Source organism: Gryllotalpicola sp. CP2-P1 (genome assembly GCF_057512245.1).
Map to the genome: position 1 here is coordinate 1 of NZ_JBLRDT010000087.1, position 11200 is coordinate 11200.

Consider the following 11200-nt stretch of genomic DNA (forward strand, 5'->3'; position numbering starts at 1 on the left):
TGCGCGCGTTCGTGATACCGAGCGGGAACTCGGTCTCGCGCCCGGCGCGCGGATTGACGAGGCAGCTGATCTCGCGGAACACCAGTGAGCGGTCGATGCAGGCCTGGTCGCAGCCGATGCACGAGTTGATCAGCGCGAACTCGCCCGCGAACGAGCGGTTCACGATCTCAGGGTCGGCGAGGAACGGCCGGGCCAGCGCGACCGCGTCGACGTGGCCGCGCGCGAGCACGCCCTCGGCGTCGCGCAGGTCGATCACGCGGTTGCTGCCGATGACGGGAAGGCCGGGGTGGCGCGCGTGCACGCTGTCGGCGAGCCGCTCGCCGTAGGCGATCCAGGCGCCATGGGGCACGGATGCCTGCACCGTCGGCACCGCCGACTCGTGCCACCCGACGCCCATGCTCAGCGCGTCGACGCCGGCATCGGCGAGGGCCAGGGCGAAGGCATCCACCTCGGCCTCCGTGGTCGAGCCCGGCATCAGGTCGGTGGCCGAGATGCGCACCGAGACCGGAAAGTCCGAGCCCACGGCCGCGCGGACGGCCTCGAAGACCGCGAGCGGAAAGCGCATGCGCGCGACGCTGTCGCCGCCCCACTCGTCGGTGCGCTGATTGGTGAGCGGCGAGAGGAACTGGTTGAGCAGATAGCCCTCCGACGCCATCAGCTCGACGGCGTCGAAGCCCGCCTCGCGGGCCGCAGCCGCCGAGGCGGCGAAGTCGGCGATCGTCCGCTCGATGTCGGCGCCCGTGAGCTCGCGCGGAACGAGCCCTCGGGCGGCGCGCCACGGCACGGGGCTCGGGGCGACGGCCCACTCCCCCACGGCATAGCGGCCGGCGTGGAACAGCTGGGCCGACAGGAATCCGCCCGCGTCGTGCACGGCACGAGTCGCCCGCCGATACGAGGCGATGGTCGAGGCGTCCGTCATGACCACGTAGTCGGGGCCGCCGCGGGCTTCCTCGTTGACCGAGATGCCGCCCGTGATCGCGAGCGCCGCGCCGCCCTCGATGCGCTCGCGGTAGAACGCGGCGAGGGCCTCTCCGCCGTCGCCGCGCGGCTCGAGACCCGTGTGCATGCTGCCCATCACCACGCGATGGGGCAGCTCAAGGGATCCGAGCCGCCACGGGCGGCGGAGGAGCTCCATCACTCGCCGAAGACGGAGGCGTGCAGCTCGCCGGTCGTGTCGGACCAGAACGGCGGGGCGATGATCGTGAGGCCGCCGTCGACCGTGAGCACCTGGCCGGTGATGTAGCCGGCCTTGTCGGAGAGCAGGAACTGCGCGGCGTCGGCCATGTCGTCGGCCTTCGCGGGGCGCTGCAGCGGCAGCTTCGAGATCACGGAGTCCATCGGCGCCATGCCCGGCACCTTGTTGTAGAAGTAGTCCAGCGAGTCGGTGTCGATCAGGCCGCCGTTGACCGCGTTGACGGTGATGTTCTTCGGGCCGAACTCGGCCGCCATGTACTTCATGTACTGCTCGGCCATGGCCTTCGAGGCGCCGAGCGCCGCGTAGGTCGGGAAGGCGCGCAGGCTGCCGTAGCTCGAGATGTAGAGGATGCGGCCGCCGCGCGGCATCCGCTTCACGGCCTGCTGGGCACCGAGCACGAAGCTGCGCGCGTTCATCGCGTAGCTGCGGTCGATGTGGTGCACCTTCATCTCGGTGATCGGCTTGAACGCCGCTGCGGCCGCGTTCGCGACGAACGCGTCGATGTGGTCGTAGTGCTCGTCGACACCGGCGAACAGCGCCTCGATGCCCTCGGGCACCTCGACGTCGGCCTGCACCGTGATGCCGTCGCCGCCCGCGGCGCGCACGGCCGCGAGCGACTCCTCGGCGAGGTCGGCGTTCTTCTTGTAGTTGATGACGACATGCGCGCCCTCGGCACCGAGCTTCTCAGCGAGCAGCCGGCCGATGCCGCGGCTCGCGCCGGTGATGACGACGACGCGGGGCGTGCTGTCTACCAATTCAGGATTCCTTCCGTGTTCGCCTCGCCGGTGATGGCGGCGCGGGCGACGACGAGCTTCTGGATCTCGTTCGTGCCCTCTTCGAAGCGCTGGGCGCGCGCGTCGCGATAGACGCGCTCGATGGGGTTCTTCTTCCAGTAGCCGCGGCCGCCGAAGACCTGCAGCGCGTTGTCGGTGACCGTCGCGAGCATCTCGACGGCGATCATCTTGGCCGCGCTCGAGAGAGCGGATGCCTCGGGGGCACCCTGCTCGTAGGCGCGAGCCGCCTGGATGATGAGCGCCTTCGCGGCGGCGATCCGCCCGAAGTTCTCGGCGATGTAGAACTGGATCACCTGGCGCTGCGCGAGCGGCTTGCCGAAGGTGACGCGTTCCTTCGAGAACTCGATCGCGAGCTCCTGGGCGCGCTCGGCCAGGCCGACGGCGCTCATCGCCACCGAGACGCGGCTCGGCAGCAGGAAGCCGCCGAGGGCGACCTCGAGGCCCTGGCCCTCGTCGCCGAGGCGGTACTTCGCGGGAATCCGCACCTCGTTGAACTTGAGGATCGCGTGGTCGGTGCCGCGCACGCCCATCGTGTCGGAGTCGTCGATGACCTCGGCGCCCGGCAGGCGGTTCGGCATGGCGAACGCGACGGTGCCGTCGTTGCCCGTCGAGCCTTCGAGGCGGGCGGCGATGAGCAGGTAGTCGGCCTTCACCCCGAAGGTGATCAGGTGCTTCACGCCGTTCATGACGTATTCGTCGCCCTCGCGGCGCACGGTCGTCGTGATGTCGGCGCCCGTGCCGTTGTCGGGCTCGGTCAGCGTGAACGCGACGAGCTTGTCGCCGGCGATCGAGGGCTTCACGACCTCGTCGAGCAGCTCGGGGCTCGCATACGGCGCCATCGCCCGCCAGGTGCCGTTGATGACGTGCACGAGCATGCGGATCGAGCCGTGCGACTTCGAGATCTGCTCGAGCAGCTCGAGGTAGCGGCTGAACGGGATGCCTCGGCCGCCGAGCTCGGCGGGGGCGGCGAGGCTCAGCCAGCCGCGGCTCTTCAGCTCGTCGAAGAGCTCGGCCGGGACATCCCCGGTCTCTTCGATCTTCTCGGCCCACTCCTCGCCCGGCCCCTGCACCCACGCGGTGATCTCGGCCTTGAGCGCGGCGAACTCCGCGTCGTCGAATTCAGCGACGGTCACTGTGTCTTCCTTTACTTGTCACCGGCGACGAGGGCGGCAGCCTGCTCGCGCAGCACGTTCTTCTGAATCTTGCCGACCGCATTGCGCGGCAGCTCGTCGATGTACTCGAGGCGCTCGGGCCAGTAGTACTTCGAGACGCCGTGGGTGTTGAGGTACTCCTGCATGGCGGCGAACTCGAGCCTGCCATCGGCCTTCGCGCTCACGATGAAGGCGCACGCGCGCTCGCCGAGACGGGGGTCGGGCATGGCCACGATCGCGACGTCGGCGACGAGCGGGTGCTGGTACAGCAGGTTCTCGATCTCGACGACGGGGATCTTCTCGCCGCCGCGGTTGATGACGTCCTTCACGCGGCCCGTGATGTGCAGGTAGCCCGCCTCATCGACGAAGGCGAGATCGCCGGTCTTGTACCAGCCGTCCTCCGTGAACACGTCGGCGGTGAGATCGGGGCGCTCGAGGTAGCCGCCGAACAGCGTGGGCGATGCGAACTCGAAATTGCCCTCGGTGCCGACCGGAACCTCGACGCCCTCGTCGTCGACGATGCGCAGGCGGATGCCGTCGAGGACGCGGCCGTCGGTGCCCCACATGCTCTCGGGCTGGTCACCCGGGCCCGAGAGCGTGGCGAGGCAGGTCTCGGTCGTGCCGAACGCGCCGAGCACAGCGGTGTCGAGCACGGTCGTCGCGCGGCCCGCGAGCTCGCGCGGCACGGCGGCGCCGGTCGCGACGAAGATGCGTAGCGACTCAGGCTTGGGCTGCCCGCCTTCGACGAGGGCCACGAGGTCGGTGAGGAACGGCGTGGCCGCCTGCACGAAGCTCGCCTTCGCCTGGCCGAACGCCTGGTCGAGCGCGACCTGGCCGTCCCACACGGGCTGGATGACGGAGGCGACGCCGAGGCGCCACGCGAGCAGCATGCCGTAGAGGAAGCCGGTCTGGTGAGCGAGCGGGCTCGGGATGTACACCCGGTCGTCTGCGGTCAGGCCCGAGCGCTGGACGTGCAGCGCCGTTGCGAGGCCGAGCGTGCGGTAGGGGTGCTGAACGCCCTTGGGCTCCCCCGTCGTTCCCGAGGTGAACAGCAGCTGGCAGACGTCGTCGGCCGCAGGCATCCGATCGGCGATCTGCTCGAGATCGGGGTCGACCGAGCCGAGCGCGTTCTCGTAATAGCGCCACGTCCACGACGCGGCCTCGGCGCGCGCCACCGCCTCTTCGGGAATCGGCGGGACGTTGACGGCCTCGCCGCCGTCGCGGTTCTCGGCCTGCAGCACGATGACGTGCTCGAGGTGCAGCTTGCGGCCCTGCTGGCGCGCCTCGTCGGCGACCGAGACGAGCTCGATCGAGGCGTGGCGCTTGCGGAACAGGTTCGGCAGGAACAGCACGCGGGCGCGCGAGCGCGACAGGGTCATGGCGACTTCGCGCGGGCCGAACACCGGCATGATCGGCGTCACGACGGCGCCGATCTGCATCGCGCCGAGCGAGATCGCGACGAACTCGCTCCAGTTGGGCAGCTGCACGCCGACCGACTCGCCCTTCTCGACGCCGAGCTCGAGCAGCAGCTGCGAGACCTTGTCGGCCTCGGCCTGCAGTTCGCCCCACGTCGTCGTCACGGGCGCCGTGCCGCCCACCTCGATGACGGCGGCTTCGTCGGCCTTCGTCCGGGCGTACTCGCGCACCGCGATCGGCAGCACGAGCGGCTCAGCGCTGACGGGGGCGGATGCCTGCACCTGCGTCTCGTCGTCGTCACCCTCGCCCTTCGACGGCGCGTCGACGTCGATGTCGAGCCCGATCGAGGTCATCGCCTCGAGGAAGGTCGGGTATGAGATGCGGTAGGCGCGAGGGTAGGTGAGGCTCGTCTCGCCGTCGGACTTCGTGCCCGCGATCGCCAGCGACATCAGCACGCGGTGGTCGTTGAAGCTCGAGAGCTTCGCGCCCTTCCCGCGCGCACCGGCCGTGCCGTTGAGGTGCAGCTCGGTCGGCTCCTGGGTGGCGTCGCCGCCCATCTTGTTGAGCTGCAGCATGGCCGCGACGCGGTCGGACTCCTTGAGGCGGACGTGGCCGACATTGCGCAGGTGGCTCGTGCCCTCGGCGAAGTTGGCCATCACCGAGAGGATGGGCAGCAGGTCGGGAATCGGCGTCGCGTCGATGTCGAACGGCTTGAGGGTGATGCCGTCGTGCTTGATGCGCACCCAGCCCGTCTCGTCGTCGATGACCATGGGGACGCCCATGCTCGCGGCGATGTCGAGGAACTCGGCCTCGGGGTGGTCGACCTCGGCGGTCGTCGCCGCCGGCAGGCCGCGGAAGAGGACGTCGGAGGGGTGCAGCGCGGCGGCCGCGATGCCGAAAGCCGCCGATCCGATGTCTGCAGGGATCGTGTAGTCGGCGGCGGTGCCGGTCTGGTTCGCGGGGACCGTGTAGGTCAGCCAGTCCTCGCTGACGTCGACGCGGAAGCCCCAGTGCCGCATCATGCGCACCGTGAGGTCGACGTACGGCTGCTCGTTGAGCTGGCCGCCCGTGATGTGGATCGTGGTGTCGGTCTCGGCGAACATCGCCGTGAGCAGGAGCCCCGAGACCCACTGCGACAGCGTGCCCGCGATGTGGACGTCGCCGCCCTTGGGGCGCTTCGGCTGAACGGTGATCGGCGGGCAGTCGTTGGTCGACTCGAGCTCGAGGCCCATCTCGGTGAGAGCGGTGAGCAGCGCCTTGATCGGCCGGCGGCGGAAGTACTTCATGCCGGTGACCGTCGTGGGCCGGTCGGAGAGCGACATGAGGCCGGTGATGAAGTAGAGGGTCGTTCCGGAGGAGCCGACGTTCAGCAGGCCGTCTTCGCCGCGCGAGCCGCGCTCGTTGACCGGCGCACCGTGGAAGCGACCGCCCGTTCCCGTGACCACGTAACCGGAATCCGTGATCTCGATGCCGGTGCCGAGTGCGCGCAGAACGCTGACCGTCCACTCGACCTGTCGGGTCGACGAGATCCCCGTGATCACGCTCGTGCCCTCGGCCAGAGCGGCCAGCACCAGGGCGCGGTGTGCGTGATATTTGGAGACCGGGATCTCCAGCGTGCCTTCGAGCTTGTGTGTGGTTCCTCTAGAGATCAACTGCACGATTTCACGCTACCGGCGATTGGATGCCTGCGCGGGCATGCACGGCGGGCAGTCGGCTCAGCGGCCGAACAGCTTCTGGATCTGCTCGAGATCGGGCGTCTGCTGCGCGCTCCCCCGACCGAAGCTGGCGCCGGTGGGCTCTGCAGGGGCGCCCGGCTTGACGCCGGAGGCCAGCGCAGCGTTCTCGGCCGCCCGCTTGGCAGGGTTGCCCGAGCGCGAGCCCTTCTTCTTCTGCTGCTGCTTGCCGCGGCCGCCCGCGTAGCCGGCGCCGGGAATCGGCCCCATGCCGGGCACCTGGGGCACGCCGCCCTTGGCGACGGTCTTCATCATCTTGGATGCCTGCTCGAAGCGGTTCACGAGCTGGTTCACGTCGGTCACCGTCATGCCGGAGCCCTTGGCGATGCGCAGGCGGCGCGAGCCGTTCAGGATCTTGGGCGTGCGGCGCTCGGCCGGTGTCATCGACTGGATGATCGCCTCGGTGCGCACGATCTCGCGCTCGTCGAAGTTGTCGAGCTGCTGGCGCATGCCGCCCGCACCCGGCAGCATGCCGATCATCTTCTTGATCGAGCCCATGTTGCGCAGCTGCTGCATCTGCTTGAGGAAGTCGTCGAGGGTGAAGCTGTCGGTCGCGAACTTCTCGGCGACCTGGCGCGCCTCTTCCTCATCGAACGCCTGCTGGGCCTGCTCGATCAGGGTGAGGATGTCACCGAGGTCGAGGATGCGGCTCGCCATGCGGTCGGGGTGGAAGGGCTCGAAGTCGTCGAGGCCCTCGCCCGTCGAGGCGAAGATGATGGGGCGGCCCGTGACGGATGCCACCGAGAGCGCGGCGCCGCCGCGCGCGTCGCCGTCGAGTTTCGACAGCACGACGCCGGTGAAGTCGACGCCCTCTTGGAACGCCTTCGCCGTGGCGACCGCGTCCTGGCCGATCATGGCATCGATGACGAACAGGACCTCGTCGGGGCTCGTCGCCTTGCGGATGTCGGCGGCCTGCTTCATCAGCTCGGCGTCGACGCCGAGACGGCCGGCGGTGTCGATGATCACGGTGTCGTACTGGCGGCGCCGCGCCTCGTCGACGGCATCCTTCGCGACCTTGACCGGGTTGCCGACGCCGTTGCCGGGCTCGGGCGCGTAGACGAACGCGCCTGCCTGCTCGCCGACCACCTGCAGCTGCGTGACGGCGTTCGGGCGCTGAAGGTCGGCCGCCACGAGCATCGGCGTGTGGCCCTCTTTCTTCAGCCACTTCGCGAGCTTCCCGGCGAGCGTCGTCTTGCCCGCGCCCTGCAGGCCCGCGAGCATGATGATCGTGGGCGGGTTCTTCGCGAACTCGAGGCGGCGCTGGTCGCCGCCGAGGATCTCGATGAGCTCTTCGTTGACGATCTGAACGACCTGCTGCGCCGGGTTCAGCGCGCGGTTCACGTCATCGGAGAGGGCGCGCTCGCGCACCGCCGCCGTGAACTTCTTGACGACGTCGAGCGCGACGTCGGCCTCGAGCAGGGCGCGCCTGATCTCGCGAACCGTGCCGTCGACATCGCTCGCGGAGAGCTTGCCTTTGGTGCGGAGGTTCTTGAGGCTCTCAGTGAGCCGGTCGGAGAGTGAGCCGAAGATCGCCATGGTGCGACGATTCTACCGGGGGTGGTCTGCGCGAACGCCGCGGTGTTGAGCACGCACGTCGACGCAGCCGGTGGAGAACTTCCGCGGCGCGCCGTTGATCGCGCCTAGGTTCACAAGGGCACGACACCGCGCCACAGGTTTTCCTCTGCGTGTCACATTGTCGCGGGCTGAGGAAGAGAGCTGAGGAAGAAGGCATGCCACCCTCTATTCGGGTCGATGACGAGGTCTACGACGCGCTGCAGTCACGAGCTCGCGCATTCATCGACACCCCCAACGCCGTGATCCGCGAGCTTCTCGGCATCACCCGTGGTGCGGACGCTCGGGCGGCGGCGGCGACGGGGCGATCGCTCGCCACCCTGCTCGATCAGCACTGGCTTGTGGCCGGCGATCCGCTTACCTGGCGCCGGCGGAACACGGGCGTGACGATCACCGCGGCCGTGACCGCCGACGGGCTCATCGAGTTCCCTTCGGGCGAGCTGTTCGACTCGCCGACGGCGGCCTCCAGCTACGCGGCAGGGCATCGCCAGAACGGATGGACCACCTGGCGTGTTCGCACCGGCGACACCCTCGACGAGCTCTGGTTGCGCACCCGGAACGTGCCCCTGCCACCGGGCCGGCCGCTGTGGCGGCTGACCGTCCGCGGAGTATTCGGCATGGCCTGGGCCGACGAGCGCGGCGAGCTGACGATCGTCGACGCGCGGGGCTCGTGGTGGACCGGTGGCCTTTTCCGATCAGCCGACTCCACGCGCCGCGCGCTGCTCGAGCTCGATGGACTGATCGAGCACAAGTCCGGCGATCAATGGTTCCGGGTGACGCAGCCGGTGGGGCCGCTCGCGCCGCGAGACGCTGCCGCGCTGCTTCTCGGCGACGAGCCGGACGAGGACGACGTGTGGGTGCCCTACTCGGGCACGTCCTCGACGGCGATGACATCGCCGTCGGCGCCGAACGAGACCACCAGCAGCTCATCGGACTCGTCGGGGTCGATCGCGTAGTCGAAGGTCGCGAAGGCGTCGTCGCCTTCTGTGTGCTCGGGGTGGAGCACGACCCGCACGAGCTGCAGCGACTTGAGCACATCGATCGCGATGTCGCCCGAGTTGTCGACCATCAGGTCGAGCAGGGTCTGCAGGTCCTCGCCCTTGCTGTCGACCTGGCGGTCGATGAAGGTCGTGGTCGCCGACTGCCGCTCGGAGAGCTGCGCGACGAGCGCCTCACGGGCTCGGCCGTCGAACGCCTCGAGCCCCTGGGCCATCGCCGCGGCGAGATCGAGCGACGACGCACTCACGAGGTCCTCGTCCTCGGCGGTGAGCACCAGATCGACGAACTGGTCGCCGACCTCGAGCGTGTCGTCCCAGTAGAGTCCCCCGCCGCCGGTGGAATCGACCACCCCGAAATAGTCGTGCTCGACAGACATCCGCTCGCCCCTTAAGAAAACTCAGCCGACCAGCTGCTGCACGAACACGTGCGGCGTGAAGCCGGTCAGGTCACCGATGCCCTCGCCCTGGCCGACGAGCTTGATCGGAATGCCCGTCTTCTCTTGCACGGCGAGCACGAAGCCCCCCTTCGCCGAGCCGTCGAGCTTCGTCAGCACGAGCCCGGTCACCCCCGCGCTCTCGAGGAACGCCTGCGCCTGCATGAGACCGTTCTGACCGGTGGTCGCGTCGAGCACGAGCAGCACCTCGGCGATCGGCGCCTGCTTCTCGACGACGCGCTTGATCTTCCCGAGCTCGTCCATGAGCCCGCCCTTGGTGTGCAGGCGGCCGGCCGTGTCGACGATCACGATCTCGATGCCGTTGCGCTTGGCGAAGTCCACCGTCTGAAAGGCGACGGATGCCGGATCCTGACCCTGCTGCTGCGGCTTGACGATCTGGACGCCGGCGCGCTCGGCCCAGGTGCCGAGCTGCTCGACGGCCGCCGCGCGGAAGGTGTCGGCCGCGCCCACGACGACCGAGCGGCCGTAGTTGGTGAGGAACTTCGCGAACTTGCCGATCGTCGTGGTCTTCCCGACGCCGTTCACTCCGACGACCAGCACGACAGCGGGGCGCTCCGTGAGCTTCAGGGTCGTGTCGAACTTCGACAGGCGCTCTTCCAGGCCCTCGCGCAGCATGCGCTGCAGGTCGGCGTAGTCGGTGGTCTTGTAACGCTCGACCTTGGCTTTGAGCTCGTCGATGACGCTCTCGGTGATGTCGGGGCCGAAGTCGGCGCCGATCAGCGCGACCTCGAGCTCGTCCCAGGTGTCCTCATCGATGACCCGCTTCTGCTGGCCGGTGAAGAGGTTCCGGAGTGCGCCGCCGAACGACCACGAGCGAGCTTCTGCCATGCGGACAATTCTAGTTATGCGGCGGTGCCGACCCGCTGGCCGACGACGGCGCTCACGCCGTCCTGCCGCATCGAGACGCCGTAGAGCGCATCGGCGATCTCCATCGTGCGCTTCTGGTGCGTGATGACGATGAGCTGGCTCGACTCGCGCAGGTTCTCGAAGATCGTGAGGAGGCGGCCGAGGTTCGCGTCGTCGAGAGCCGCTTCGACCTCGTCCATGATGTAGAACGGGCTCGGCCGCGCCTTGAAGATCGCAACGAGGAAGGCCACGGCCGCGAGGGAGCGCTCGCCGCCGGACAGCAGCGACAGCCGCTCGATCTTCTTGCCCGCGGGGCGCACCGCGACCTCGATGCCGGTGGTGAGCAGGTCGTCGGGGTCGGTGAGCTGGATGCTGCCGGCGCCGCCCGGGAACAGGATCGGGAACACCTCGGCGAACGCGTTCTTGGTGTCTTCGAAGGCGGCCTGGAAGACCGTCTGCATCGTGGCATCCAGCTCTTCGATGATCGTCAGCAGGTCGCGGCGGGTGTTCTGCAGGTCGGTGAGCTGCTCGGTGAGGAACTGGTGCCGCTGCTCGAGGGCCGCGAACTCCTCGAGGGCGAGCGGGTTCACCCGGCCGAGCTGGTCGAGCGAGCGCTGCGCCCTGTCGAGCCGCTTCTGCTGCTCGGCGCGGTCGAAGACGGTCGGCTCGCCGCCCTCCTCCTCGGCGGGGATCTCGACCTCGGGCCCGTACTCGGCGACCAGCACGTCCTCGACGAGGCCGAGCTCGCTGCCGGCGCGCTCGAGCAGGCTCGAGAGGTGCAGCTTCTTCTCGTAGATCTGCAGCTCGAGGCCGTGCACGTTCTCGCTGACGGATTGCAGCCGCTCGCGCAGCGCGGATTCCTCGCGCCGCAGACCCGCGAGCTCTTCGTTCTGGCTCGCACGCTGCCGCTCGGCGTTCGCGAGCTCGAGCCGCGCCTGGGCGAGCGAGCGGTCGACGGACTCCAGCACGGCCGGCAGGTCCGCGGCGACCGCCTGCGCGGCGTCCAGCTGATGACGACGGATGACGGCACGCCGCGCCGC

The 11200-nt window shown here is 69.2% G+C and carries 9 protein-coding genes; 1 reads left to right on the forward strand and 8 read right to left on the reverse strand.

Going from position 1 to position 11200, the window contains the following annotated elements:
• The 5 genes from ACM2XV_RS08520 to ffh all read right to left on the reverse strand — a co-directional run.
• A partial coding sequence (locus ACM2XV_RS08520) for an oxidoreductase (RefSeq protein WP_487026621.1) occupies positions 1-1135 on the reverse strand: 1135 nt, incomplete at its 3' end.
• Positions 1135-1950, reverse strand: coding sequence for an SDR family oxidoreductase (locus ACM2XV_RS08525; RefSeq protein WP_487026622.1), 816 nt, complete (start codon positions 1948-1950; stop codon positions 1135-1137). The genes ACM2XV_RS08520 and ACM2XV_RS08525, both read right to left, overlap by 1 nt.
• Positions 1944-3122, reverse strand: coding sequence for an acyl-CoA dehydrogenase family protein (locus tag ACM2XV_RS08530; protein ID WP_344778683.1), 1179 nt, complete (start codon positions 3120-3122; stop codon positions 1944-1946). The genes ACM2XV_RS08525 and ACM2XV_RS08530 overlap by 7 nt, the downstream gene beginning before the upstream one ends.
• A gap of 11 nt (positions 3123-3133) precedes the next feature.
• A complete protein-coding gene (gene aroA / locus ACM2XV_RS08535) occupies positions 3134-6214 on the reverse strand; it encodes a 3-phosphoshikimate 1-carboxyvinyltransferase (RefSeq protein ID WP_344778681.1) in 3081 nt (1026 codons plus the stop codon).
• Positions 6215-6271: 57 nt separating this feature from the next.
• Complete coding sequence (gene ffh / locus ACM2XV_RS08540) at positions 6272-7825, reverse strand: signal recognition particle protein (RefSeq protein ID WP_487026623.1); 1554 nt, start codon at positions 7823-7825, stop codon at positions 6272-6274.
• A gap of 194 nt (positions 7826-8019) precedes the next feature.
• Here ffh and ACM2XV_RS08545 point away from each other — a divergent pair, with 194 nt between their 5' ends.
• Entirely contained in the window at positions 8020-8817 is a 798-nt protein-coding gene (locus tag ACM2XV_RS08545) for a restriction system modified-DNA reader domain-containing protein (RefSeq protein ID WP_487026624.1), read from the forward strand.
• On the opposite strand, the gene ACM2XV_RS08550 is transcribed toward ACM2XV_RS08545, so the two are convergent.
• The 3 genes from ACM2XV_RS08550 to ACM2XV_RS08560 all read right to left on the reverse strand — a co-directional run.
• The gene (locus ACM2XV_RS08550; protein WP_487026625.1) at positions 8724-9236 is read right to left on the reverse strand and encodes a DUF2004 domain-containing protein; all 513 of its coding nucleotides are present in this window, start codon (positions 9234-9236) and stop codon (positions 8724-8726) included. The genes ACM2XV_RS08545 and ACM2XV_RS08550 overlap by 94 nt on opposite strands.
• Before the next feature lie 21 nt (positions 9237-9257).
• Positions 9258-10142 carry a signal recognition particle-docking protein FtsY gene (gene ftsY, locus ACM2XV_RS08555; RefSeq protein WP_487026626.1) on the reverse strand — a complete coding sequence of 295 codons (885 nt, stop codon included), beginning with the start codon at positions 10140-10142 and terminating at the stop codon, positions 9258-9260.
• 14 nt (positions 10143-10156) lie between these two features.
• On the reverse strand, positions 10157-11200 hold a 1044-nt coding region (locus tag ACM2XV_RS08560; protein ID WP_487026627.1), incomplete at its 5' end, for an AAA family ATPase.